25 protein-coding genes are annotated in these 25,459 nt (G+C 68.6%); 6 read left to right on the plus strand and 19 right to left on the minus strand.

The window, feature by feature from the left end:
* Positions 1 to 85 precede the first annotated feature (85 nt).
* Entirely contained in the window at positions 86 to 202 is a 117-nt protein-coding gene (locus ALI144C_RS58910) for a helix-turn-helix domain-containing protein (protein ID WP_076985992.1), read from the plus strand.
* Positions 153 to 743, plus strand: a complete 591-nt coding sequence (locus ALI144C_RS05575) for a transposase (RefSeq protein WP_237773999.1) — start codon at positions 153 to 155, stop codon at positions 741 to 743. The genes ALI144C_RS58910 and ALI144C_RS05575 overlap by 50 nt, the downstream gene beginning before the upstream one ends.
* Positions 744 to 757: 14 nt before the next feature.
* Here ALI144C_RS05575 and ALI144C_RS05580 read toward each other — a convergent pair whose 3' ends face one another.
* The 6 genes from ALI144C_RS05580 to ALI144C_RS05605 form a co-directional block, all read right to left on the minus strand.
* Positions 758 to 1,375 (minus strand): hypothetical protein, encoded by a 618-nt coding sequence (locus tag ALI144C_RS05580; RefSeq protein ID WP_143230428.1) that lies wholly within the window; start codon positions 1,373 to 1,375, stop codon positions 758 to 760.
* 241 nt (positions 1,376 to 1,616) lie between these two features.
* A complete protein-coding gene (locus tag ALI144C_RS05585; RefSeq protein ID WP_143230429.1) occupies positions 1,617 to 2,069 on the minus strand; it encodes an SWIM zinc finger family protein in 453 nt (150 codons plus the stop codon).
* A gap of 121 nt (positions 2,070 to 2,190) precedes the next feature.
* Positions 2,191 to 3,216, minus strand: coding sequence for a hypothetical protein (locus ALI144C_RS05590; protein WP_076985924.1), 1,026 nt, complete (start codon positions 3,214 to 3,216; stop codon positions 2,191 to 2,193).
* 37 nt (positions 3,217 to 3,253) lie between these two features.
* A complete protein-coding gene (locus ALI144C_RS05595; RefSeq protein ID WP_076985925.1) occupies positions 3,254 to 4,342 on the minus strand; it encodes an S-(hydroxymethyl)mycothiol dehydrogenase in 1,089 nt (362 codons plus the stop codon).
* 138 nt (positions 4,343 to 4,480) lie between these two features.
* The gene (locus tag ALI144C_RS05600) at positions 4,481 to 5,299 is read right to left on the minus strand and encodes a helix-turn-helix domain-containing protein (RefSeq protein ID WP_237774000.1); all 819 of its coding nucleotides are present in this window, start codon (positions 5,297 to 5,299) and stop codon (positions 4,481 to 4,483) included.
* 4 nt (positions 5,300 to 5,303) lie between these two features.
* Positions 5,304 to 6,512, minus strand: a complete 1,209-nt coding sequence (locus tag ALI144C_RS05605) for an RNA-guided endonuclease InsQ/TnpB family protein (RefSeq protein WP_076985994.1) — start codon at positions 6,510 to 6,512, stop codon at positions 5,304 to 5,306.
* Between the two features lie 232 nt (positions 6,513 to 6,744).
* Between ALI144C_RS05605 and ALI144C_RS05610 the strand changes: the two genes are divergently transcribed.
* The 3 genes from ALI144C_RS05610 (at position 6,745) to ALI144C_RS05620 (ending at position 8,606) form a co-directional block, all read left to right on the plus strand.
* Positions 6,745 to 7,284, plus strand: a complete 540-nt coding sequence (locus ALI144C_RS05610) for an NADAR family protein (protein WP_237774001.1) — start codon at positions 6,745 to 6,747, stop codon at positions 7,282 to 7,284.
* 162 nt (positions 7,285 to 7,446) lie between these two features.
* Entirely contained in the window at positions 7,447 to 7,986 is a 540-nt protein-coding gene (locus ALI144C_RS05615; RefSeq protein WP_076985927.1) for a copper resistance CopC family protein, read from the plus strand.
* An 80-nt stretch (positions 7,987 to 8,066) separates the two neighbouring features.
* Positions 8,067 to 8,606, plus strand: coding sequence for a snapalysin family zinc-dependent metalloprotease (locus ALI144C_RS05620; protein WP_237774002.1), 540 nt, complete (start codon positions 8,067 to 8,069; stop codon positions 8,604 to 8,606).
* On the opposite strand, the gene ALI144C_RS05625 is transcribed toward ALI144C_RS05620, so the two are convergent.
* From ALI144C_RS05625 to ALI144C_RS05655, 7 genes are all read right to left on the minus strand, one after another.
* Positions 8,603 to 9,655, minus strand: a complete 1,053-nt coding sequence (locus ALI144C_RS05625) for an NAD(P)-binding domain-containing protein (protein ID WP_076985995.1) — start codon at positions 9,653 to 9,655, stop codon at positions 8,603 to 8,605. The two genes, ALI144C_RS05620 and ALI144C_RS05625, sit on opposite strands and share 4 nt — an antisense overlap.
* A gap of 148 nt (positions 9,656 to 9,803) precedes the next feature.
* Positions 9,804 to 10,445, minus strand: a complete 642-nt coding sequence (locus ALI144C_RS05630; protein WP_076985929.1) for a DUF4360 domain-containing protein — start codon at positions 10,443 to 10,445, stop codon at positions 9,804 to 9,806.
* Positions 10,446 to 10,630: 185 nt separating this feature from the next.
* The gene (locus ALI144C_RS05635) at positions 10,631 to 11,281 is read right to left on the minus strand and encodes a GGDEF domain-containing protein (RefSeq protein ID WP_076985930.1); all 651 of its coding nucleotides are present in this window, start codon (positions 11,279 to 11,281) and stop codon (positions 10,631 to 10,633) included.
* Positions 11,278 to 11,529, minus strand: a complete 252-nt coding sequence (locus tag ALI144C_RS56595; protein ID WP_076985931.1) for an S-methyl thiohydantoin desulfurase domain-containing protein — start codon at positions 11,527 to 11,529, stop codon at positions 11,278 to 11,280. Before ALI144C_RS56595 ends, ALI144C_RS05635 begins: the two co-directional genes overlap by 4 nt.
* On the minus strand, positions 11,526 to 12,125 hold the full coding sequence (locus ALI144C_RS56600; protein ID WP_076985932.1) for a DUF917 domain-containing protein: 600 nt from the start codon (positions 12,123 to 12,125) through the stop codon (positions 11,526 to 11,528). Before ALI144C_RS56600 ends, ALI144C_RS56595 begins: the two co-directional genes overlap by 4 nt.
* Positions 12,122 to 13,558: a hydantoinase/oxoprolinase N-terminal domain-containing protein gene (locus ALI144C_RS05650; RefSeq protein ID WP_076985933.1), complete on the minus strand. Its 1,437-nt coding sequence runs from the start codon at positions 13,556 to 13,558 to the stop codon at positions 12,122 to 12,124. The genes ALI144C_RS56600 and ALI144C_RS05650 overlap by 4 nt, the downstream gene beginning before the upstream one ends.
* On the minus strand, positions 13,555 to 14,646 hold the full coding sequence (locus tag ALI144C_RS05655; RefSeq protein ID WP_168211173.1) for a DUF917 domain-containing protein: 1,092 nt from the start codon (positions 14,644 to 14,646) through the stop codon (positions 13,555 to 13,557). Before ALI144C_RS05655 ends, ALI144C_RS05650 begins: the two co-directional genes overlap by 4 nt.
* A gap of 110 nt (positions 14,647 to 14,756) precedes the next feature.
* Between ALI144C_RS05655 and ALI144C_RS05660 the strand changes: the two genes are divergently transcribed.
* The gene (locus tag ALI144C_RS05660) at positions 14,757 to 16,262 is read left to right on the plus strand and encodes a PucR family transcriptional regulator (protein ID WP_076985934.1); all 1,506 of its coding nucleotides are present in this window, start codon (positions 14,757 to 14,759) and stop codon (positions 16,260 to 16,262) included.
* A 569-nt stretch (positions 16,263 to 16,831) separates the two neighbouring features.
* Here the strand turns inward: ALI144C_RS05660 and ALI144C_RS05670 are convergent.
* The 6 genes from ALI144C_RS05670 to ALI144C_RS05695 all read right to left on the minus strand — a co-directional run bounded on the left by ALI144C_RS05670 (position 16,832) and on the right by ALI144C_RS05695 (position 25,327).
* Entirely contained in the window at positions 16,832 to 17,212 is a 381-nt protein-coding gene (locus ALI144C_RS05670; protein WP_076985936.1) for a hypothetical protein, read from the minus strand.
* Complete coding sequence (locus tag ALI144C_RS05675) at positions 17,209 to 18,537, minus strand: BTAD domain-containing putative transcriptional regulator (protein ID WP_237774003.1); 1,329 nt, start codon at positions 18,535 to 18,537, stop codon at positions 17,209 to 17,211. Before ALI144C_RS05675 ends, ALI144C_RS05670 begins: the two co-directional genes overlap by 4 nt.
* Positions 18,440 to 18,748 carry an AfsR/SARP family transcriptional regulator gene (locus ALI144C_RS05680; RefSeq protein ID WP_168211175.1) on the minus strand — a complete coding sequence of 103 codons (309 nt, stop codon included), beginning with the start codon at positions 18,746 to 18,748 and terminating at the stop codon, positions 18,440 to 18,442. The genes ALI144C_RS05675 and ALI144C_RS05680 overlap by 98 nt, the downstream gene beginning before the upstream one ends.
* A gap of 425 nt (positions 18,749 to 19,173) precedes the next feature.
* Positions 19,174 to 22,098 (minus strand): ATP-binding protein, encoded by a 2,925-nt coding sequence (locus ALI144C_RS05685; RefSeq protein ID WP_076985939.1) that lies wholly within the window; start codon positions 22,096 to 22,098, stop codon positions 19,174 to 19,176.
* 66 nt (positions 22,099 to 22,164) lie between these two features.
* Positions 22,165 to 22,353, minus strand: a complete 189-nt coding sequence (locus ALI144C_RS05690; protein ID WP_076985940.1) for a hypothetical protein — start codon at positions 22,351 to 22,353, stop codon at positions 22,165 to 22,167.
* Between the two features lie 73 nt (positions 22,354 to 22,426).
* On the minus strand, positions 22,427 to 25,327 hold the full coding sequence (locus ALI144C_RS05695; RefSeq protein WP_076985941.1) for a type 2 lanthipeptide synthetase LanM family protein: 2,901 nt from the start codon (positions 25,325 to 25,327) through the stop codon (positions 22,427 to 22,429).
* Positions 25,328 to 25,459: the final 132 nt, after the last annotated feature.

The following is a 25,459-nucleotide window of genomic DNA, read 5'->3' on the forward strand; positions in this document are numbered from 1 at the left end:
CAGTCCGAGCGTGCGCAGACAAACCGACCCATCGCGGCCTTACGGAGATCCCGGTTCGCGTTCGTGTAACGTTGGTGTTGTGAGGGTGGCGCATCGGTGCCGGGCTTGCCCGAATGCCGAGCAGGTGGCGGTGTTGAACCGCACATTCGGATGTGTGCGCCTGGTACGGAACAGAACCCTCGCCGAACGCCACCGCGCGTGAATCGAACAACCGACGCAAGGCCAAAACCAAAGTCGCTCGCGCACACCGCAAGGTTCGCACCGCCCGCCAGGACTTCCTGCACCGCACCAGCACCCGTCTCGTCCGCGATTACGACCTGATCGCGATCGAAGACCTCATGGTCAAGAACATGGTCCGCAACCGCCGATTGGCGCGAGTGATCTCCGACGCGAGTTGGGGTGAGTTCCGCCGCCAGCTCGAATACGAAGCCGAACGTGCGGGGCGCACACTCGTCGTGGTCGACCGTTGGTACCCCTCCAGCAAGACCTGCTCCGAGTGCGGGCACCGGCTCGCTGAACTCACCCTCTCGGTCCGGCACTGGACGTGCCCGGCCTGCCGCACCCACCACGACCGGGACATCAACGCGGCCAAGAACATCCTTGCGGCTGGTCGAGCCGTAGCCCGAAGTCACACTTCGGGTGAGGCCTGTGGAGCCGGTGTCAGACGACAAGGACTTGTCCTTTCGCAGTCGGCGACGAAACAGGAACCCCACCCCGCGAGGGGTGGAATCCACTCCCTTTAGGGAGGGGAGGGAAGTCAATCCTTGGTTGTCTTGTCGGCAATGGCCGCCTCACCGAACAAGCGCTTGAACAGCCCGACGACCGCCTTCCGGCGGTTGTCGTCCGGTATCGCGCCGATGACTGCCACCTTGCTGCGCGCCACCTCGACGGTCACTGTGTCGGGCAGTTGGGACAGCAGTGACACCACGGCCGCGGCCGCGGGCGTGGTCAGCGGGAAGTCCGTCCCCGAGACGGTTTTGGTCTGGTCGACGAGCTTTCGCCCGTGCGTCTTCTCAGTCAGCGCGTGGACGAACCACTCGCGCCACGCCTGTTGGTGGGTGGAGCCGGTGACAGTGACGCCGGTCGGGGTGGCGGTGATCCGCATCGGCGGCAACTGCGGGTCCACAACGGATACAGCGCGGACGCCACCGGCCGCCTCGACGTCGTGCTTGACCGCGGCGGCCTGCTCGACCGGCACGCCGCTGACCACGACGTCACGGCCGTCGATGACGAGGTCCGCAGCCGGAGCCGCCTTGCGCGCCTCGGCCCGCACCGCCTGCTCTATCCCGCCGCTCTGGATGGCGAGGCCTGCCACCGTGATCGCTGCGGGCACCAGGACGGCAGCGCGAAACCACCAGCGGGGGAACCTCGGCATGGGGGTTTCCTATCGCGCCGTGACCGTCGCGTTCCGCAGAATCGCGGGCCACGGCGCGATGTTCACTCGATAGAGCGCGCCGTCACCAGGACGCGGGATCGGGCGCGACGATCGACGCGGCGGAACTGGTCCGCATGACGTGGTCGATGTGGATGTGGCGCGCGGTGAACCGGCCGTTGGTGACGTTCGCCGAGATCGCGCCCGGCGCGAGCGAGTTCCCGACCGGCAGTCCGGCGTGCCGCTATTCTTCCCCGTCGTCCTCGGCCAGCGCGATGAGTTCGTCGGCGAAGTCCGGGTCGGCGACCGCCTGCCGCGCGACCAGGTCGACCAACTGGTCGAAGGTCAGGCTCGCGGCCAGTTCGGCGAACCGCTCCTCGTCGTCCTCGTCGTCCTGCTCGGTCACCGAAGTGAACGGGATGCCGTCCTCCAAGGCGGCGAGCGTCACCGCGACAGCGTGCCCGCACAGCGTGGCTTCCGCCTCCGTGCAGTCGCATTCGCCGGTCAGCTCGCCGTTGACGACACCGACCCAGACGTCGTACTCCTTGCGGCCGGAGTCCAGTACGGTCGCCACCACGCCGCCGTCGTCGGCGCCGAGTTCGAAGACCCGGCCCTGATCGAGGTGTTCCCGCCCGACCCGGGCGAGATCCGGCCCCACTAAAGAGGACACCGTGTCGGCGTCAAGTCTTACAGCCACCGGGTCATCCAACACCACTTGGCAACCCCCTGTGAGCACGTTTTGCTCACAAGAGTCTGAACAGCGGTTTTCCTCGGCCACGGTGATCGTGTATGAGCTTGGTCAGCCCAGTCGGCCCAGCTCAGTACAGTGCGGCGGGTTTCGGCGACTTGACGACGAACTTGGTGTACGCCTTGAGGTATTCGTCACGCAGCTTGTCGTGGTCGATGAAGTAGTTCCACGGCAGGTCGTGCAGGTGGTCACGCATCGCCACCAGGTGCGCGCGGGCCCGTACCGGTTCCACCGCGAGGACGTACGCGGCAGCGAAGGCGTTGTGCGCCTCCAGCGCACGGGGGTGCGACCGCGGGATGGCGACCATCCACTTCTCCGAGGCCGCGTCGATCTCGGCACGGACCTTCGCGAAGTACGTGGTGGGCAGCATCGCCGCCTTGATCGTGTGCTTGGTGTTGACCAGTTCGTTCTGGTCGGCGAGCAGGACCTCGAAGTGCGCGATCGGGATCATCGCGGCGAGCGGGTCGCCCTGTGCCGCGGCGTCGGTGCTCAACCGCGCGAACGCGAGCATCTCCTCGTGTGACCCGCCCCATTTCTTCGCCAGGATCTGCAACCTGGTGTAGTACGCCGGGTACAGGGTCTGGCTGCGAGCGGCGATCTCGCGCCAGATCGCGTCCATCTCGTCCCGGTCGGCCTGCAGGCCGAGCGCGGCGCGTTGCATCTCCGCCCACGGCACGGCGTCCTTCGCCAGGCCGTCAGCCGCCTGGTTGAGCGGACCGATCGCCTTGCGCAGCGTGGCGAAGAACATCCGGAACCGGTCCTGGCCGACCGAACTGGCCCAGCCGTGGCCGCGGATCGCCCACGCCTCCTCGACGAAGGTGGACCCGGCCAGCAGCCACGCGTCCGGGTCGTCGCTGGAGAACGCTTTCGCCTGCAAGGATTCCGCGCGGCCGACGAACGCCTCGGCGAGGACCCGCACCCGCAGGGCGCGGACCTCCGGTCTGCCGCGGCTCTCGGCGAGTGCCGAGAGCGCCGGGCCGACTTCGCCGTCCTGAGCCGATCGCACCGCGGCGTCCAGTACCGCGTCCTCGTAGGTGTGCCCTTGGATGACTTCGCGCTGCGGTAGCCCGGACCTCTTGCGGCCGAATAACCCCATTCGCCTCACTTTACGCGTAGCGCTGGGGTTTCTTCCATCAGAAGACCACCACGGACCGCAGCACGTCGCCGCCGTGCATCTTGTGGAACGCGCCTTCGACGCCGTCGAGCGGGATCTCCTCGGTGACGAACGCGTCCAGGTCGAGCCTGCCCTGCTGGTAGAGGTCGACCAGCATCGGGAAGTCACGGCTGGGCAGGCAGTCGCCGTACCAGCTCGACTTCAGCGAGCCGCCGCGGGAGAAGAAGTCGATCAGCGGCATCTCCAGCGCCATGTCCGGCGTCGGCACACCGACCAGGACGACGGTTCCGGCCAGGTCGCGGGCGTAGAAGGCCTGCTTCCACGTCTCCGGGCGGCCGACCGCGTCGATCACCACGTCGGCGCCGAAGCCGTCGGTGAGGTCCTGGATCGCGGTGACCACGTCGTCGACCTCGCGGGCGTTGACCGAGTGGGTCGCGCCGAAGCCTTGCGCCCACTGGAGTTTGCGGGGGTCGACGTCCACCGCGATGATCTTCGCCGCACCCGCGAGCCGGGCGCCTGCCACGGCACCGCTGCCGACGCCACCGCAGCCGATGACCGCGACGGAGTCGCCCCGCCCGACGTTGCCCGTGTTGATCGCCGCGCCGATTCCCGCCATCACGCCACAGCCGAGCAGGCCGACGGCGGCCGCGCGGGCCGAGGGATCCACTTTGGTGCACTGCCCCGAGTGCACGAGGGTCTTCTCGGCGAACGCGCCGATGCCCAGCGCCGGCGACAGTTCGGTACCGTCGGCCAGCGTCATCTTCTGCTTGGCGTTGTGGGTGTTGAAGCAGTACCACGGCCTGCCGCGCCGGCACGCCCGGCAGTCCCCGCAGACCGCGCGCCAGTTGAGCACCACGAAGTCGCCCGGCTCGAGATCGGTCACGCCGTCGCCGACGGACTCGACCACGCCGGCGGCCTCGTGCCCGAGCAGGAACGGGAACTCGTCGTTGATGCCGCCTTCGCGGTAGTGCAGGTCCGTATGGCACACACCGCAGGTCTGCACCTTCACCACGGCCTCACCGGGACCCGGGTCGGGCACGATGATCGTCGTCACCTCGACCGGTTCGCCCTTGGCTCGTGCGACGACCCCACGGACCTCTGCTGCCACAGCTGACCTCCCGCCTCGTTGCGCGTGCAAGCACCGAGTAGACCTCGTCACCACCCCGGATGTCGAGCCCTTCCCGGCGAGACTGCCACCTCTTGGCGTACTCCCCCGACAGCACGGGAACGCTTCACTCGATCGTGCTCAACGCCGCCGCTGGTCCCTGAACGCGGTGAGCGCCTCGGCGGTCTCGTCGTCGGCGGGGAAGAACGACTCGATCGCCAGTTCGGCGACGGTGACGTCGGCGGCCGTGCCGAAGGTCGAGATCGTGCTCAGGAAAGCCAGTTCGGTGCCCTTGTACTCGATGCGCAGGGGCACCACCACATCGTTGTCCTGGTGCACCTCCGGCTCGTCGCACGGGTAGGTCATGGCTTCCTTGTACAGCTCCCGCAACACCTCGTCCGCGGTCACCGCGATCTCACGGCGCAGCCGGGCGAGCAGGTGCGCACGCCACTCCCCCAGGTTGCGGATCCGTGCCGCCATCCCCTTCGGGTGCAGGCTCAGCCGCAGCGTGTTGACCGGCGGCCGCATCAGCTCCGGCGCCACGCCCGCGGTGAACAGCTGGGTCGCGGCGTTGCTGTCGACCAGGTTCCACCGCCGGTCCACCACACAGGCCGGGTACGGCTCGTGCCCGGTCAGGATGCGGCGGACGGCGGACCTGACCGCCACCATCTCCGGCGCGTCCAGCGACGTCTCGCCGTACACGGGCGCGTACCCGGCGGCCAGCAGCATCTGGTTGCGGTCACGCAGCGGCACGTCCAGTTCCTCGGCCAGCCGCAGCACCATGTCCCGGCTCGGCGAGGACCGCCCGGTCTCCATGAAGCTCAGGTGCCGGGTGGAGATGTCCGCCTGGATGGACAGCGCGAGCTGGCTGAGCCTGCGCTGCTCGCGCCACTGTCTGAGCAGCTCACCGACGGGTCGTTGCTTGACATCCTCCCCGGCCTGAAGGCCGGGGATTCCCACGCGGCTATGCCGCGTCTGGAGTGGTTCCTGCTTCCTCACCCATTGCCTCCCCGGAGGGAGGTCTTACATGGGCTCCACGGGCGTTTAGCCTCTCCGCCTGCCCGGCGGCGAGAATGTTGCGTGCGGCGTTCGCGTCCCGATCGTGTGTGCCACCGCATCCGGGGCACACCCACGTGCGGATCTTCAGTGGCATGTCGTGCATGACGTGTCCACAGTGCGAACACGTCTTGCTGGACGGCAGCCACCGCGACACCTTCATCACGGTGCGGCTGTGGCGTTCGGCCTTCTCCTCCAGCAGCCGGACGAACCGGCCCCATCCCGCGTCCGAGATGGCCCGCGCCAACCGGCGGTTGTGCACCATCCCGGCGATGTTCAAGTCCTCGACATGGACCGTTTGGTTCTCGCGGACCAGCGTGAGGGCCTGCTTGTGGTGATAGTCCCGCCGGGCACGGGCCACCTTGCCGTGCTGCACCGCGACCTTGCGCCGTGTCTTGGCCCGGTTCGCGCCGCCCTTGGTGCGGCGTGCCTTTTCCCGTTCCAGCCGGGCTAGTTTGCGTTGCTTGCGGGCGAGGTGTCTCGGGTTGGCCACATCCGTACGGCGCCCCGAGGTGTCGACCACCGTCGCCAGCCGGGTGATCCCGAGGTCCACCCCGGCTTCCCGCTCGACTGATGGCAACGGTGACGGTTCGACCCCGACCACGAACGACACGTAGTAATGCCCGTCCGGCTCCCGGATCACCGTAACCGACGACGGTTCGGACGGCAGGTCGCGAGACCAGCGCACCCGCACATCCCCGACCTTGGCCAGGTACAGCGCCCCGTCCGGGCGTAGCGTGAACCCGTTGCGGGTGAGCCGGAACGACTGCCGGTTGTCCTTGCGGGACTTGAACCTCGGCCGCCCGACCTTCCGGCCCCGGCGACGACCTTTCACCGAGTCGACGAAGTTCGCGAACGCCCGGTGCGCGTCCCGCACCGACTGCACCAGCGCCACACTGGCAACCTCGCCCAGCCAGGCGCGTACCTCGCGGGTCTTGGCTTCGGTGATCACCCGTCGCTGAACCTCGGTCGGCGACAGTTTCTCCCCGGCCCGCCAGGCGTCGTCCCGGCACCGGATCGCGTCGTTGAACACCACCCGCGCACAGCCGAACGTGCGAGCCAGCATCGACCGTTGCGCATCCGTGGGTTCGATGCGGTAGCGGTACCTGGCCTGCACCACCACACTCTATCGAACACCCGTTTGACAACATCGCGTGGGTACCCCTGTTCCCGCAGCTCACCGTACACCCCGGCCCGCTACGCGGGCCAGACATGATCGGATCGGCTATCCCCGGGCCTGAAGGCCGGGGCTTGCACCGATTGAATCTCGGTCAACGTCACGGTCACGACGCTACGTGGCCGGGGGGATCTCGCGCGATTCTGTCGGAGGTAATGGCTAACCTCCCGGCGTGGACAGAGCGGAGTTGACCCAACGGATGACCGACGGCTACCAGCCGGAGTTCCTCTTCTTCTGGGGGCACACGCCCGCGCCTGGCCACCGGGTCGGCAGGTGGCTGCTGAGCCAGTGGTGGCCGGAGGACTTCACGGTCGACGGAGTCGTCTACCGCAGCGCCGAGCACTTCATGATGGCCGGGAAGGCACGCCTGTTCGGCGACGACGAGATGCTCGCGCGCATCCTGGCCGCCGAGACCCCGGCGGACGCGAAGAAGCTGGGCCGCGCGGTGCGTGGATTCGACCAGGACACGTGGGTCGCCCACCGGTACGACATCGTCGTGCGGGGCAGCACCGCCAAGTTCGGCCAGGACCCCGCGCACACCGAGTTCCTGGTGAACACCGGTGACAAGGTGCTCGTCGAGGCGGCGCCGAGGGACGTGATCTGGGGCATCGGACTGGGCAAGGACAACCCGAAAGCCCAGGACCCGAGCCAGTGGCGCGGGCAGAACCTGCTCGGCTTCGCGCTGATGGACGCACGGGCTGCGCTGGCCTGATCATTCCCTTGGCGTGGAGTCATGGCGCTGGCACACCCGTCCCGCGACCTGAAACAGGTGCTGCCCGCGCTCGGCACGCTCGACCATCCGAAGCCGGGACCGTCCGCTTTCGCGCACGGCACGTGACGGAATCGATATCTCCCTGAGTGATGATGACCAGCTATGCCCCTGCGGACTCTGCTGCTCGTCGCAACGCTGTTACTGGCCACGGCCGTGCCCGCGTCGGCGCACGTGCGGCTGCTGGCCAGTTCTCCCGAACCCGGCCAGGCGCTGGACGAACCCCCGGCGAGCATCCGGCTGACGTTCGACGAACTGCCCAAGGCCCCGCCGACGATCACCGTGACCGACCCGAACGGCACGCAGTGGTCGATGGGCAAGCCGACCTTGGACGGCAAGGTTGTCACCATCCCGGCCGACGCGCCGTACGGTCCCCAGGGCAGGTACACGGTCAGCTACCGCGTCACGGGTCAGGACGGGCACCTGGTGACCGGTGACATCCCGTTCGACATCACCGCGTCATTCGGGCAACCCGTTGCCGCACAAGAAGAACAGCCGAAGCAAGGCACGGGGGACAACTCGTCCGATATGGACGCCAGCTTCAGCATGCTGTGGATCGTGGTGATCGGCGGGTTGATCGTCCTCCTGCTGCTCGTCGCCGCGGTAGTCGCGCAAAGCCGGAACGGGGATAAACGTTCCTTATGACCGTCGTGGATATGGTCGTTCACGCATAGGTCCTTATGCTCGGAAGATCCCTGCACCCTGCACCCGCAAGGAGATCTCGAGTGTCCCTGCGAAAGTTAGCCGTCACGATGGCCGTGGCGGTGTCCGTCACCGGAGCGTTGACGGCCACCGCCACGTCCGCGTCGGCCGAAGCCAATGTCCTTGCCAGGACGGTGTACTACAGCGCTTCCGCGTACTCCAGCCAGGCCGACCAGGCCGCGCAGATCTGGAACTCGCGGTCGCCGAACGTCCGGATGGTCCGTGGCGGAAACGCGACCATCCGGATCTCCGGCACCACCGGTGGCGGGTCGCGCGCATACCCGTGTGGGCTCGGCTGCGCGACGATCTACATCGACTCCAACGACATCCGCGCGGGTCACAACGCGCTGCGCATCGTGACCCACGAGATCGGGCATGGACTTGGGTTGCCCGACAACTACAACGGTGTGTGTTCGTACCTGATGTCCGGTGGTAGCGCCGGAACATCGTGCACCAACCCGTATCCGAACGCACAAGAGGCAGCTCGGGTGAACCAGCTGTTCGCAGGCCGTGCCGCCACCACGGTCGGCAGGTCGGACGTGTACGACACGGCCAACCGTTAGACAGCAGCCAGTTCCGAAGAGTTGAGCAGCGCGTGTATCCCACGCGCGGCCGTTCGGCCAGCACGGTTCGCGCCGACCGTGCTGGCCGAAGGTCCATATCCCACCAGGTGCAGCCGTGGCTCGGCGACCACCCTGGTGCCGTCCATCACGATCCCGCCGCCCGGTGACCGCAGTCCCAGCGGCGCCAGGTGATCCAGCGCCGCGCGGAAGCCGGTCGCCCAGAGGATCACGTCGGCCGACAAGGTGCGCCCGTCACGCCACCGCACACCATCCGGCGTGACCTCGTGGAAAATCGGCTGCCACGGCAGGCTTTCCAACCGGGCGCGCTCGTCCGGCGGCGCCCACAGGCCGGTCACGCTCACCACGCTCAGCGGCGGCAGGCCTGCCCGGACGCGTTCGTCCACTTTGGCCACGGCAGCGCGGCCGACGTCCTCGGTGAACTCGTCGTCCCTGAACTCCGGCCTGCGGCGCGTGATCCACGTGACGTCCGCGATCTCGGACAGCTCAAGCAGCAGTCCCACGGCCGACGAACCCGCGCCGACCACGATCACCTTCCTGCCGCGGAACTCCTCGACGTCCCGGAAGTCCGCGGTGTGCAGCTGACGGCCCCGGAACGACGCCATCCCCGGGTAGTACGGCCAGAACGGCCTTGTCCACGTGCCAGTGGCGTTCACGACCGCTCGTGCCGCCCATGTGTCGTCGCCTGCCGAGACCACGAGCCGGTCGTCCTGGCCGTAATCCACCGACGTGACTTCGACCGGCCGGAGCACGTGCAGGCCGTAGCGTTGTTCGTAGGCGGCGTAGTACTCGCTGACCACCTGGGACGCGGGCAGGTCCGCGTCCGCGTCGACCGGCGGGAAACCCGGCAGCGGGTAGATGCCGTTCACCTTGCCCAGCCGCAGTGAGGGCCAGCGATGTCGCCACGCCCCTCCGGCCCCGTCGCCGGAGTCGAGCATGACGAAGTCGTCGATGCCGTAGTGGCTCAGGTGGTAGCCGGTCGACAGGCCCGCCTGTCCGGCTCCGATGACCACCACGTCGGTTTCCCGCATGTCCACGGGAACACCGGCGGGTCGCCGCTTTGTTCCCGACCCCGATGAGCCGTGCGTCACTGGACCGAACGTGGTTTTCCACAGACGAGGGCTCTGGAAAAACCACGTTCGGCTCACCACGCCGCCGCGAGATCGGTGTTAGTTCATACTAACGAGGGCAGGTCTTCCAGTGGAAATGGTAGGTGGTATTAATGCTTCCGTCCGTCGAGTCCATCGCGATGAAACTCGTCGTCTTCTTCGGGTCCGAAGTCCCCGCATTCACACGCAACTCGGTGTTGATGTTGAAGTTGCGTTGCTCACCGCAGGGGTGATACACGAGTGCAGCGATATCCGTCTTGTCAGTGAACTGCCAGTCGTCACTCATCGCACCGTTGAGCGGGTGGTTCACGAACGACGTCGGCGACATTCCCTGGAAATAGTAGTTTGCCCGCTCGAGGCCGTTGGCCCCGCGCTCAAGGTGGGCGAAACCACGGTAGTCCGCCTGGGCCACCGCGTAGGTGAAGCCCTGCGGGACGTGCACCTTCAGGCTGATCTGGCAGTTCTTGCGGAAGTCGGTCGGCAGGGCACCGACGCCCACCTGCGCCATGAACTCGCTGTACGTCACCGTGAAGGCCTCGTTGTCCGCGGACACGGCCACGGCCGCCGTTCCCGGACGGCATCCGGAGCCATTCACGGTCGCAACATCGATAATAATCCTGTCGGGCGGCGGTGTGGAAGGCCACCCGGCCGCTTGAACTGGTTGTCCGACGATCGATAAAGCGACGCCGGCAGCGGCCAACATATGAAGCATCAGATACCTCCAAATGCGTCACACGCGACTCGCGAGCGGTGACCCACCGTATCGCGGTTGTCACAGCTCAAAACCCGCTGAACGGAGTAAGGCATCACCTGTCAGCCAGTAGAAACTGGGAAAGGATGATAGGACGGCCGGAGGTAGGGAAAAGTCCTACCACCAACACGCGGATTGCCGGGGAATTATCGACGCCTTCCGATCCGCACGGTGTCGCGCCCTTCCCGCTTGGCGACAAGCAGCGCGGCGTCCGCTTCCAGAACCAGATCCGCCAATACCGGCTCCATTCCGCGGGCCGGGACGTAAAGCGCGACACCGATCGAGACGCTCAGCCCGGTCAGGGTCGTGCGTGCGCCCCGGTCGACGTCCGGGACGCTGATCTGGAGCGCTCGCACCCCGTCCAGCACGCGGGCCGCGACCGACGACGCCCGGTCCCGGTTGGTCGTCGGTAGCAAGACGAGGAACTCGTCACCGCCGTGCCCGCCGTAGCGGCCCACGACGTCGGTCTCCCGGCACGAGCGGCGCAGCACCTCCGCCACCGCGTGCAGGACCATGTCCCCCGCCACGTGGCCGTAGCGGTCGTTGATCGCCTTGAAGTGGTCGAGGTCCAGCAGCAACAACGCCAACGGCTGGCGCTGCTCGTGCGCGTGCCGCAGGGTTTCCGGCGCGTACGTGTCCCAGCCCCAGCGGTCCAGCAGACCGGTGAGCCGGTCCACCGCCCAGAACCCGATCGGCTGGCCACACGTGCCGCATCGTTCGTGTACGGCGACTTCGTCCGCCCGGTTGGGCAACGCGATGAACGGAGCGGACTCCCAAGCACTCGACGCAGTGGTCATTTGTTGTCCCCCCAGGACTTCGACCGCACAGAATTCGGCCAAGAAGAGTTCGCCGTCACAGGCCGGTAGTCGTGGTCGTAACCGAACGCCCGCGGCCCGGTCAGCCGCAGCCCTTCCTCGGTCGCCCATCGGCTGTCACACGGGACGCCGAGGACGGCGACCCGGTTCCCGTAACGCATCCCCTCGGTGGTGACCGGTTCCCCGGTCTCGTTGTCCAGCACGCAGATCAGGTCCGGTGTGCTGGTCACGACCTCGCCGTCGCGACCGGCTCCGGCGAGAGCCGCACGGCCCTGCCGAGCCGGTGCGCCAACGTCAACGTCCCGGCGACGAGACCTTCGCGCAGTTGCTTTCCCGACAGCACAGTGTCGGCGGTGAAGACCGAGCACCCGGCTTCGACGCACACCGAACGGGCGAGCCGCTCGGCCCACCGGTTGTCGACGGTGTCGAGGACCATCGTGTTCCCCTTGTCGTCCACGATCACCATCGGCGTGCAACTGACACCCATCAGCGACGGCAACACCATGTGTGCCTCCGGGAACGCGCGTCCCATCGCGTCGCCGTCGACCAGCGGCAGGCCGGTCTCGGCGGCGGCCGCGATCGGGATGACCGAGTTCAGGCCGCCGATCTCGATCGGCGCGAGGTGCGTGGCCCGCTTGCCCAGCACCCGTTCCAGCGCGCGCAACGCGGCCGTCGCCTCGCGCCCGGACGGGAGCTTCTCGGTGCCGACGGTCGGCGCGCCCATCATCGAGATCGGCACGACGACCGCGTCGTGCGGCACGTTCTCGATGTCCACAACGGACACCGGACCGTTGCGCTCGATCGCCACCTCGGCCAGCGGCCTCACCGGGCGTCCTGCCTGGCGGAAACGGCCACCTTGGCTTTCCCGGCCATCCAGCCGACCCGGGGCGGGCCACCGGCGCGCACGCGCATCACCACGGTCGGTTCGGACAGGTAGGCCAGTGGTTTCTCCTCGGTCCACACCAGCCCGACCTTCGCCGGGTCGGCGCCCGCGCGCATCGCCGAAGCCCGCGCGGCCTCGCGTACAGCGGTTCGGATCTCCTCGAGCCGGGGGCTGTTCAACGGCACGATCCGGCGCGCCTCACCGACAACGGGCGCCGCCGCCGCGCCGACGGCCGCGGCCGCCTCAGCGTCCGCGGGGGACTCGACACGAACGGTCCCGGCCAGTGCCGTGCCGACGATCCTCGGCGACAGGGAGTTCACGAACGCCCGCGTACCCGGGCCGACGAGCAGCAGCGGCAGATCACCCGGCGCGTCCTTGGCCCGGTCGATCGCCTCCTCGACCGAGGCGTGGATCGGCACCAGCGCGGGAACGCTCAACCCGGTCGGCACCCCGGCGACCTCGGTGTGCCCCACGGTCATCCGCGGGCGGGAGTCGGTCAACGCGCACACCGCGCGGACGTTCCCGTCCGCTTTGGTCAGTCCGACGAGCGCGTCCCGCTCGCCCGACAGCACCGCGGCGCCGACGACGGAAGTGGCGTCCGTCGCGCCCAGCAACGACAACGGGTGTGTCACGGCGTTGTCGAGCGTGGCGATCGTCCCGTCGCTGCGGGCGAGGAACACCTCGGCCCGGCTCAGACCGCGCTCGTTGACCACGGCAAGCAGCTTCGCGGCCTCCTCGGCGACCGGCGCGGTCAGCGCGGCCTGCAGTATCGTCGCGTTCTCCCGTTCGACGAGGCCGAGCCCGCCGTACTCGTGCGACAGCAGGATCGCCCCGCTCGCGCCCATCTCCTCCCGGATCACCTCGGCCGCCGCGAGTTCGTGCCGTGGCGTGACCGAGGAGAACACGCCGGTGATCGCGACCGCGCCGACGGTGCCGGAGATCCGCCGCGCGAACGCCAGCATTCCCTCGATGTCAAGGGGTTCGTAGTCGCTGCCGTCCAGCATCGCGCCGCCGGACAGGCACGTCGAGGCGACCACGACGCGCTCGCGCATCTCCGGTGGCCACAACGCCAGCGGCGGCACGGACGTGGTCGCCGCGCCGAGCCGGACCGCCGCCACCTTCGCCAGCCGCCCCGGCCAGCCACGCCAGTAGCCCGTCGCCGCGGCCAACGCGCGCAGGTCCGTGACCGCGAACATCACGTGGTCGATCTTGCTCGCCGGGATCCCGTGCGGCCGCGCCGCCTCGAGCACGGCGTCAAGGATGCCGCCGACCGTCTCGGTTTCGCGTTCGACGGCGACGACCACGCGGCCATCGTGGTCGAGCACGGCCGCCGCCGACCTGGCGCCCGGCAGAGCCACTCCCAAGCGGTAACTCATGGCGCCGCCAACGGGTGGTAGTCGAGGTCGAGCCCGAACGCGCGAGGACCGACGAGTCGCAGACCGGCGGGCTGCAGCCACACCTCGGGACACGGCAACGCCAGCACGACCACGCGTTGGCCGTAGCCCAGCGAATCCGTGCTGACCACGTCGCCGCTGTAGACGTCGAACAGGGTGATGATGTCGGGGGTGGTCGCGCGGACCTCGCCGTCCTCCAGGATCGCCAGGTACTCGTGACCGGCCTCGACCCGCAGGCACCGGCCGTCGTCGCTGTTGATCCCGTCGAGCAGGGCCGTCGACCGCAGGTTCGCCGCGAACTTCGATGCCGCACTGGCCCGCTGCGGCGTGACCGTGCCGACCTTGCCCTCCATCAGGCAGACCCCGCCGAACTCGGCCGCCAGCCGCCGCACCGCCGTCACCACAGGCGATCCCGCGCACTCGGCGAGGACCCGGCCGATCTTGAGCGCCCGGCTGATCGAGCCGGTGACCACGCTGCCGCGCGCCTGGTCGACCGTCATCACGTATTCGGCGCTGACCCCGGTGTCGCCGAAGGCCGTGACCGCGCTGCGGGCCAGCCGGTCCAGCCATTCGCCCGTGTCCGCCTGGACCAGCACGACGTGGTCGTGGTCGTCGGCCAGCACCGACGGGCCGGGGTGCACGCCCGCGACCTGCATCGCGACCTGCTCGACGCCGGGGAAGGCGCGGCCCATGCCGTCCGCGTCGGCCAACGGCAGGCGCGCGTTCGCCGCGAGTGCCACGGACGCGGGGCCGTTGCTCCCGCCGATCTCGGTGCACATCATCGCTACGACTTCGGCACCGAAGTGCTGTTCCACCTGACGGCGGATCGCGATGCTCTCCCGGCCTGTGCCGATCCGCTCAACCCAGACGGCGGGGGAACCGAGGTACGCGCAGGGCATGACCAAGCCGTCCGGGGGAAGATCGGCCAGATCGACGACTTCGACGGGACCCTGCGTGCCCACCGCCACCTGCGTCATCGGTACGGTCGCCGCTGCGTAGCCGCCCCCACCGGCCGCGAGCACGTCACAGCCCCGGGCGAAGTCGGCCAGGCAACCCCCGTTAAGTCGCACGAGTGAATGGTAGTAAGACAACCACTCTGAGTATTTGTCCTTGCACAATAGAATCCACGCCCCCGCTATCCCCACCGCACAGTCAGCACAGCACCAGCACCGGAGGAGTCGTGAGTCACGTTCCGCTCCGCGACCTGCTCGCCGGGCCAGACCTGAACGCGCTCACGGTGCTGACCGCGTCGCCGCAACGCGCGGTGAGCTCGGTGCGTGTCATCGACAAGCTCACTGATCTGCGGTCGGTGCCCCGCGACAGCTTCGTCGTGGTGCTCGCGTCGGCGTCGGCGCAGGCACGGGGGCACTTGTTCGACATCGCGATGCGGGACGCGACGGCCAGCGGGGCCGGTGCGATCGTGCTGAACGGGATCGAGGCCACCGCGGTGGAATCCACAGCGGTCAGGATTGCCAACCGCAACGCGGTGTCGTTGCTCCTCGCGCCGACGAGCCTCGATCCGACACGGCTGGTCGTCGCCGTGTCGGAAGCGCTCGCGGGGGACGCGACAGCCGCGCTCGCCCGCATCGACGCCGCCCGCAGGCTGATCGCGTCGGCCGAGATGCGCACGCACGACCGCAAAGCAGCGATCCTGCTGGCAGCGTCGGACGCGTTGGGCATGCCCGTCGCGGCACGCCAACCGGCGCACGGCGAACCGGCGGCGCCGGTCCTGGTCGACGGCTCGGTGGACACGTTCGTCGCCGCCGAGGTGGCAGCGGAGACCCGCGGTTCCTGGGTGGTGGCGGCCCGCGCGGTGACCACGCTGACAGCGGACGCGTACGCCCGCGTGATCGCCGACGAGCGCCGTACCGAACTGGCACCGCTGGCCGACCGCGGCAGGCTGCTCGGGGAACTGCTGCTGGCCCCGGACTCCGAGCGTGTGCAGCTTGTCTCCCACGCCAGGACAGTCGGCCTGCCGGTGGACGGCTGGCACCAGGTGCTGCGGTTCGAGCTGTCGTCGTCGCTGGACGCGGGCTCGGCGATCAGCGCGGACCAGGTCGACGCGATCAGCGCGGCGATGCTGCACGCGGTGCGAGCGGAAATAGACGCGAAATGGCACAGCACCCGGATCGGCGGCCAGCCGCTGCTGGTGCACAGCGTCGACGCCGACCCAGGACCGGCAGCGGCCCGAACAGCACTGGCAGCGGCGACGACGGCGCTGCACGCGGCCCGCAAACGCTTCCCCGGCATAGTGGTCCGCTGCGGAATCGGAGCGGTGCACAGGCAGGCGGAAGGACTGCGGACCTCGGCGACGGACGCGAAAGCGGCACTGGCCGTGACCCGGCAGGCGAAACCCCAGCGCGACGTCGTGGCGATCGACGCACTGGGACTGAACCGGATGCTGGTGGAGTGGTACGCGTCGGACAACACAAGGGCCTCAGTCGACGACCTGCTGGCGCCGCTGGTCGACCTCGGGCCCGCGGCGGCCGAAGAAGCGATCAGAACACTGCAGGCCTACCTCGACCACCTGAACTCCCCAGCCAGAGCGGCCGAAGTGCTGCGCGTGCACAGGCAGACCGTCCACTACCGGCTCAACAAGATCACCCGCCAGCTCGGGGTCGATCTCGCCGACCCCGAGCAGCGTCTGGCGCTCCAACTGGCGTGCCGCGCCTGGCTGATGCGCTGACAGGCATGTGTGTCCGCGTCCTGACGCACGTACCCCACTGCATGGCGCGCAGGTGCCGATGCCGACCCCCACGGCGGCACCGACCCCCCTGTCATCACCACAGGGGAAACGGTAACCACGACGGCTTTCACGTCCCTTTCAGCCGCCTGACCGATTCGGCGACCCGCCGCTCACCAGGCGCGTGCCCGAGCCCCCTGAACAGGGACAATGCCTGTTCAGCGGCTGTCCAAGCGTCGTCTGCCGCGCATTGACGATAAGTGATTTCCGCCGGTGCGGCCAGCGCCTTTGGCCTCGAACAACCGCATTCCCAGCTAACGAGCGACCTCGTTGGCCTCGATCACGCGGCTGTCCTGCCGCTGGCCGATCCCAGGCTGATCAGCGACTCGATCGGCACCGTTCGGGCGGCAGTGGTCCGGCTGATCTGCAGCGCCTCCGCGAAGCTGTCCCGCGCGGAGTCCGTACCGCCAGTAGGGACCTCAGCCGCGGCGACCCGATCGGTATGACCGGACCGTCGGCCATCACTTCGAGCGACCCGAGCATTCGAAACCTCACCCTGCTCCCCACCGTGCTCAACCGGTGGACGCCTCAGCGGCCGCGGCACGTTCCAGCAGCTCCAACGCCTTGTCACGGCCAGGCTTGGCCCCGAGTCCCTGGTTCATGGTCAGCGCCTTTTCGGCCGTCGCACGAGCTCGCTCACCATCCCCGACTTCCAGCCGTATCTCTGCCAACGTGTTCAACGTGTTCGCCTCATGCAACCGCATCCCCCGTTCTCTCGCCAGTTCGATCGCCCGCAGCGCGAGGTCCACGTTCCGGGTGAGCAGTGCGATCCCGGCGAGGGCCTCAACCTCGACTTCCGTTATCCGCAAGTCGTGCGCGAGGCCGTGACCTCGTCGATAGTGATCCAGTGCCAGGCCACGCCGACCGGCCGACAGGTGGATCAAGCCGATCACGACATGGCACTCGGCCGCGTACCGCTGGTCACGACGATGCCGTGAGCGCTGAAGTCCATACCGGGTATCACTCCCAGCAAACCAAAGGCGCGCTGCTCCTCCTTGCTCAGCGTGGCGAATGACGCGTCGAAGGCCGCGCGCACCGCCAACCCGGTGTCGCCTGGTGTCTTCAGTTTGGCCAATCGGTCACCTGTGCGCAGCTCCTCGGTGTACCGGCTGACCCGGAGCGTGGGTCGACTGACCAGGTTCGCGGCTGCTATCCGAAGGGCGAGCGGAAGTCCCGCGCAGAGATCGGTGAGCTCACTGAAAGCATGTTCATCCGCGGTGAACCGGCTCTGTCCGGCGATCCGGGCAACCAAATCCCTGGAGTGCCGCGACGGCAACGGTCGCAACGCGAGCCGTTGCCCGCCGTACAGGACGGACAAGTCGGCCAGTTCGGAACGGCTCGACACCAACACGGAACTGCCGGGTCTGCCGGGGAGCAGTGGCGCCACCTGGTCGACGCTGCCCGCGTCGTCCAACACCACCAGCACTTTGCGGCCGGACAACCTGGAACGCAACAACGCCACGCGTTCTTCGATTCCATGGGGGAGTTCCGACGCCGGAACCCCGGCTGTCCGAAGTAGCTCGGCGAGCAGCTCAGCACCAGACCGAGGTTTCGCGCTCGCACCGTTGAGTCGAAGAAACCATTGCCCGTCCGGGAATTCATCGACCAACCGATGTGCGGCCCGTATCACCAACGCCGACTTGCCCATGCCTGGTGGGCCGCTGACGGTCACGACCGGAACGCTCTTGTCGGCGCACGACAAACTCAAGAGGCGGTTGAGCTCCTCATCGCGGTTGATGAAATCCCCGATGTCGACAGGCAACTGGCACTCGACACGCCACCCGTCGTCATCACCGGCCAGCACGACTTGGTGCGCCTGCCGCAATGCCCTACCCGGCTCGACGCCCAACTCGACGTCCAGCCGCTGCCGAACAGTCGAGTACGCTTCCAATGCTTCCGCCTGGCGACCACACCGGAACAATCCCAACACCAGCAGAGACCACATGCGTTCCCGTAACGGATGGGCCAACGCCAACGCCTGGAAATCCGGCAGCGCGGATTCCTGCAGTCCAGTCTGGAGTTCCAACTCGAACCGCCGCTCGATCACCTGCAGACGATGCTCCGCGAAAGGTTCGACCATTCTCCGCAAATAGTCGGAAGACACGTCGACCAGCGGCTTGTCACGCCACAACGCCAACGCCTCGTCGAGAACGTCTGCTTCCGAGCCGGTACCCGTCCGCCCCGGCCTCAATCGCAGCCGCGTTGCCGATGATGGCACGCAGCCGGGCCACCAGCGTGTAGACGGCGGGGCGCGGATTCGCCGGGAGGTCATCGCCCCACACAGCCTCGACCAACTCGTCGAACCCGACGACGTTGTTGGCCTTCAACACCAGCGCCGCGAGCAGACACCGCAGCCGACCAGACCCTATGCGTACCGGAGAACCGTCGTCCGACAGCACTTCGAGCGGCCCAAGAATCCGAAATCTCACCTTGCTCCCCACAAGGTCGACATCGCAACCAACGGCACACACTACTCGCGTTGATCACATATCGAAATCGACCTCGTGACAACAAGATGCCCAGCCACGCCAGGACCAGAGCGGGGGTTGCCCCGGCGTGGCTGAGGCACGCACCCAGAACCGTCGGCGTCGGCGGATGCCCCTCCGCGACACCTCCACCCCGTCCGAGGCGTGCAGTCGAACCGTAGCGACCTGGGCTTTCATGTGGCTTTCAGTGGTCCACGCCTGCCAAAGGCGCTCAGTCACGCCGAAACAGCTGAGGGTCCGTTCCGGCGTGACTGAGCTCGGTGCCCGAGGGTGGCGGTGCTCGAGTGGCTCATCCTCGGCGCCGCCTCCCCCCTCTCGGCCACGCCGGAAACATATCCAGTTGGCCTTTCAACGGGCTGTCAGCAGTGCTACTGGCTTTCCTCGTACGCGGAGGCGGCGAAGTCGCTCAGCTCCATCCGGTCGGCGACCTCGGCCTTCATGATCAGGCTCGCTACGTGCTTCTCGACCGTTCTCGGTGAGATGTGCAGGCGGTTGGCGATGGCTTTGTTCGTCAGGCGCTCACGCAGCAACTGCAGCACTTCGTGCTCGCGGACTGTGACGCCTCTCGCGCGCAGGTCGTCCGGGACCTGATCCATGCCGGTTCGGCGCTGCTTCACCGACGCGCCCGCGTGCCGCAGCAGTGAACGGCACGCGCTGGCGACCGCGGGCACCGACAACTGGTGGAAGTACTCCTCGGCTCGGCGAACCCAGGCGATGGGATCACCCCAGCCGTCGGCGATCGCGGCTTCGGCGACCAGCCGCATGCCGAGGTGCCGTGCCATCCCGTAGATCGCGGAATCCTCCTGCGCCGAGTCGGCCGCGGCGTTCGCCTCCTCGGCGCGACCGTCCCGCCCGAGCAACACGGCCTCGGCGAGCCGCACGAACTGGCGGTTCCAGCGCATCGTGCTCTGTACCGTGTCGGTCGCTTCGTGGTACTCCGTCCAGCCCGCGTCGCCGTCGAGCACGGCGAGGAACAGATGCAGCCCGTGTCTGCCGGCGAGCTGGAACAGCGAAGGCACGTCTGTCGTCGAAGAGATCATCCGGAGGAGCTCCTCGCGGGCCAACCCGCGGTTCTCCTCGAGCAGCGCGCAGAACGTCCTGGCGAAGCCGAGTGTCAGCGGCAACTCCTGGGCGTTCACGTCCTCCCATTCCGCGAACTCGGCGAGCGCCCGCTCCATCTCGGTACGCTTGCCCTGATGAGCCGCGAGGGTGGCTTGAACCATCAACATGTAACGGATCTGCGGCCGCAGCCGAAGCCTGAGCACGTCCTGCTTGCCCTGCGCGAGCAGTTGCGCGGTCTTGCCGAAGTCACCCCGCAGCACCGCGTCGGTGGCCAGGTTGCCCTGAATCTGGTAACCGACAGCGACGGCACCGACTCGCTGGGCCTCCTCGATCGTGTTCTCCATCCCGGCGACGTCGCCGTTCGCGAGCCAGTCGTTGCCTGCGAGGCGGGCGAGCGCGTACACGCGCGGAATCGGCAGCCGTTGTTCCTCGGCCAGTTCACGCGCGCGTTGCAGACACCGGCTGGACTCCTCCAGGCTTCGTTCCCGCGCCACGTCCGCCACGACTTGCCACGCGTCGCACAGCACGGTCGGCAGATTCGCGCGTTCGGCCGCGGCGATCGCCCTGCGCGCAAGCGCCTCAGCCCGTTCGCCGCGGTTGCGGCCACCGCCCTGCCAGGTGAGCTTGGCCGCCATCGCGTCGATCGGCGCGGCTTCCTCCTCTGCCGCATCCGTTCCCAGGAGGGCCCTGGCTTCAGTGACCTGGTTCATCCCCTCAGCGGAGAGACCTGCGACGAAGTAGACCTGCGCGAGCCGCGTGTGCAGGCTAGCTCTGGCAGCCGCGCCGAGGTCCGCGCCACGGACCTGGTCGAGCGAGTCGACCAGTGCCCGAGCACGGTCGATCTCCCCCGCCTCGGCCAAGGCGTAGAGCAGGGTCTGCAGGATCTCCGCCTTGCCCTCCGCGGTGCCTTCACCTTGCAGCAGCGCGTTGGCTCGGTCGAGCAGTTTGACCGATGAACCGGACGCGCCGTCGGTCAGCGCTCTGCGGCCCGCTTCCGCGAACAACCGGGCGGCACTGTTGACGTCACCGGCATCCGCCTGCAGTGTCGCCACGAGCTGACACCACTCGCCCGGCAGGCCCGGGTGCAGCACTTGGACGGCTTCCGCCGCGCGCCGTGAGTACTCCGCGCGATCGGTCGGCGTCAGAGCGGCCCGGAGAGCCTCGGCGGTCAGCGGGTGCCGGAAGGCGTACCAGTCCGGCGCCGCGTCGTCCGGCGCGACCAGTTGCGCGGCGACCGCTGCTCTCAAGTGCGACAGCATGCTGCGCTGGTCCAGTGCTGTCACGTGCCCGACCACGGACAGCGGGAACCGGTCGCCGAGAACTGCTGCGACGGACAGCAGCGTGCTGCCCTGTTGCCCGAGTTGTTCCGCCCGGTCGATGACACCTCGCAGCACCGCCTCAGGGACGTCGGCACGCATCTCACCGATTACCCGCCACCCACCGCCAGCGCGTACCAGCACACCGTCGGCGACCAGTTGGTGGAGCATCTCCTCGATGATGAACGGGATGCCCGCGCTGTCCTCGGTGAGCCTGCTGCTCACCTCGATCGGCAGCTCACCGGGTGTGGTCTCCAGACAAGACGCGGCGAGCCGGTTGACGTCGTCATCCGCCAGCCGGTTGAGCGTGAGTATCGACGCCGAGTGACGCTGGCTGGCCGTCCTGGCCAGGTCGAGCGCCGCACACGGTTCGTCCCTTATGGTCGCGATCAGCAGAATCGGCAGATCCGTCACGTTGTCGGTCAAGTACTCGACGATGGCGAGGGTCTCGGAGTCCGCGTGCTGCAAGTCTTCCAGCACCACAAGACATCCGTCTGACCGACCGGCGACTGTGATCAGTCGCAGAACCGCTTCACCAAGCACCACAAGGGAGTCGCCGCCGGTGGCCTCGCCCGGCTGTTGCAGATCGGGGATCAACCTGCCGAGAATCGGGCGATACGGACCGAGTGCCGGATCATCCGGAGGGTGTCCGCTGCGGAACAACCCGAGCAGGGCCTCGGTCAACGGCCGGAACGGCACGATTGGGCCGATTGTCGTGCCCCGACCTCGTAATACACGGACACCTGAAGCGAATGCGATCCCGGCCGCCTCCGCCGCGAGCCTGGATTTGCCGATGCCCGGCTCGCCGATGAGGAAGACCGCGCCGCCACGCGAGGATCTGGCGGCGTCGATCGCCCTCGTCAACTCGGCCACCTCACGGTCTCGGCCGATCACGAGCGGGGAGCGGGACACCATGGCCGGACAGTACCCAGGATCCCCCGTTCGGTTGAAGCCCGAACTGTCGGAGATCTCACCGCCGGGCTAGCTCTCCGCCGTTAGTGTGAAGGTATGCGCCTCGATCCTGGAGACAGCACTCCGCCCGGGGAACAGATCCATGCGGTAGCCAGCGAGCGCGTTCACCCGGGCGGCGATGTCCCGCCGTGACGAGCTCATGATCTGGCCGGCGGGGTGGTTGGCTCCGACGAGCGATTCGGCGGTCAGGCTGCTCATTACTGTGCTTCTTCCTGTGAGCGGGGCATCTCAAGGAGTGGGGTTGATCACTTGAGGGGTTGGACGGGGAGAATCAGTACTGCTGCCCTGGGGTGGGTTCGAGCAGGAGCACCGAGGGGACCCGGCTGGCGAATCCCAGGCGGAGCAGGCCGTAGCCGATACCGGCGAGGCCGTTGAGCAGGCCGGCGGACACGACGCCGTGAGGCGTGCCACAGCGGACGCCTCCCCTGTCGATCGCGCCGAGCAGGAGACCCGCGTGGCGGGTGGCGGCCGCGGAGGCCTCGTAGTTGCCGCGCTGGCCCAGCACCATGAGGGCCTCGGTCACGCCGAGCTCTCCGTGGCACAGGCTCATGTCGCGCAGCGGCTGGTGTTCGGCCAGCGTGTTGGCCCAGTCCTCGGGGGCGTCGCGGTGGGCCATGGTGAAGCCCGCCAGGCCGCCGCACCAGCTCAGGTCCGTGCCGTCGGGCACTTCGGCGTCCAGGATCGCCCGGCCGACCTCGTAGTAGTGGTCGCCCGCGCCCGTCGCCGCGAAGCGCTGCAGTGCCCAGCCGATCCCGGTGTGCCCGTGGGCGAAGCCCGCGGTGGGCAGGTCGAGGCAGGTGCACGGCACCGTGTGCGCCTGCTCCACGAGCCTGTCCGCGAAGTCCCACGCCAGACGGCCTGCCGAGGGCAGCCCTGTCTCGCTGTGGACCGCCAGCATGGCCGCCAGGCCACCGGCGCTGCCCGCCGCGAAGCAGGCCAGCTCGTCGTCGGTCGCCGCCCTGGTCAGGTCGACCACCGCGGGCAGCCAGCTGCGGATCTCCGGGTCGTCGAGCAGGTTGCCCAGCCGCGCGATCGCGTAGCTGATGCCTCCCAGGCCGTGCGGGCCGCCGCAGCCGATCGTCACGCCGAGCTCCGGCTCGGTGATCAGCTGGTCGATGAGACGGGGCACTGGGCGGACCGCGTCCCTGGCCAGTTCCGCGTAGCGCTGCACGCCGGTCAGGTCGGCGAGCTGCGCGAGGAACAGGGCCACTCCGCAATACCCGTGGGCGAGGCCGGCGCCCATCGGGAGAACCGCCCAGTGCTTGTCGATGATCGGCTCAAGGCCGAGCCAGTTCGCACGGCCGTCCCCGTGCATCGCCCTGGCACCGATCTCGTCCGCGATCCCGCACGCCGCCGACAGCAGCCGCTGCGGGTCGGGGATCGCCGACGTGCCCGCCCGGGGACGGGTCTCGCCTGTGCGGTGGGCCACCGGCTGCGCCCTGGTCGCCAGCGCTGCCGCGATCAGCCATTCCTGGTCGTAGCGGTCCACCTCGTCCATTGCGGCGATCTTCAGCACGACCGTCGCCAGCCCCGGGCCTTCCAGCAGGTCCGGCAGGCATTCGCCGTCCGCTGCCCACAGGTCGCGGGAACCGGGCTTGCTGGTGAACATCGGCAGGTCGCCTGCCCAGAGGTCGTTCAGCTCGCTCGGGATCAGCCGCTGCCGGGCCAGGTCGCAGGCCGAGTCGACGGTCAGTGCGTCGAACACACGCTCCCGCTGCACGGCGTCGCGCAGCACATCCGGGTGGGTCGACTCGTCGAGCAGGGTCGCGTAGATCTGGCTCGGCCTGGCCACGACCCGGATCTCGTCGTTGGTGCACGCGGTCAGCAGGCCGATCAGCTCCGAGCGGTGCCGCACGATCGCGTCGTAGCCCTCGCGGAACCCGCCGAGCATCGCGGCACGGTACTCGGACGGCTCCACGTCGACCGCGCCGAGCCGCGGCCGGTTGGTCGCGCCACGGAACTCGCCACGACGACGCACGAGGCGCATCGCGTCGGTACCGACGCCGTCCCACGCGACCACGTCGCTCGGGGACTGGACGCCCTTGTCGCCGCCGAGGGCGGACACGTCGACCGCGCCGTGCTCTCCGAGGAGCATCTGCGGCAGCAGCGCCATCCGGTGCACCGAGGAGGCGAGCACGCGCGCCGCCGGGTCCGGCCCGGTCGCGGTCGGCTGCTCGAGCATGGGGTGGAACAGGGTCTCGACGTCCACGAGCACCGGCTGGTCGCCGCAGGCGATCAGGTTCTCGTAGTGGATGTCGGCGCCGTCGACCGCGTACAGCAGCGCCAACAGCGCGCCCTGCCTGCGGTAGAACCGGTCGACCTCGGCGACCTGGGCGCACGGCCGGTGCTCGACGAACTCGAGCCAGCCGTAGCCGGTGCGCGTCACCGCGTCGACGCTGCGCAGGCCGAGGCCGAGAACCTTGGAGTTGAGCCAGCCGACCAGCCCGCTGTAGTGCCGGTGCAGGTCCAGCGACCGCGGCTTGTAGACGACCTTGCCGCCGCCCGCGAAGTGCAGGATCGCGACGCTGCGGCCGCGCTGGTGGGTGTCGCCGATGCCGGTGCGGATCTCCACCAGGTCGCCGGGGTCGGCCCCGCCGAACAGCCGCGCCACGATCAGGTCGCGGTCGGCGATGAACCGCTCGATCAGCTCGACCTGCGCGTCCGCGATGAACTGGCACGCCTGGCCGAGCAGCCTGGCCAGTACCGGGTACTCGGCGAACAGCGTGGTCAGCCGCTCCGGGCTGGCCTGGGCGGAGATGAAGTCGGCGAAGCGCTCCTGCGCGGTGTCACCGGCGAGCCTGCCGGACACGCGTTCGACGTTGAGCTCCAGCACCAGGGTGCGAGCGGCCAGACCGGCGAGGCGCCTGCCCAGCTGCCGGTCGAAGGCAGCCGCGACGGCCGGCGCGTCGATCTTCCCCTCGGCGGCCGCCGTGGCCACACGCTCACGGGCGATCCGCACCAGGGGCCGGAACACCCAGGCGAACGCGTCGGGCCAGTCGCACGGCACAGCCCCCTCGGCGCTGACCGGGCCACTGCCCACCGCCTCGTCGATCAGTTCGGCCCAGCGCGGGCGGCCCTGGACCGTCCACCGGCGTTCGGCGGCGGTCAGCGCGCCGGTCCACCATGGTCCGGAGTTGATCCCGTTGTCGCGGTGCGAAATCGCTTGGCTCACGAGTAAAGAGGCTGGCAGCGGGCGCACCCGCGAACATGGGTAACGACTCCCCACATTCGCGTCCGGCACCACCCGTATTGGGTAGTGGCGGGTCGCCGTCGAACTGCCGTTCCATCGACGGTACCGGCCTGT

Origin of the sequence: Actinosynnema sp. ALI-1.44 (assembly GCF_001984155.1) — a bacterium.
Lineage (GTDB): Bacteria > Actinomycetota > Actinomycetes > Mycobacteriales > Pseudonocardiaceae > Kibdelosporangium.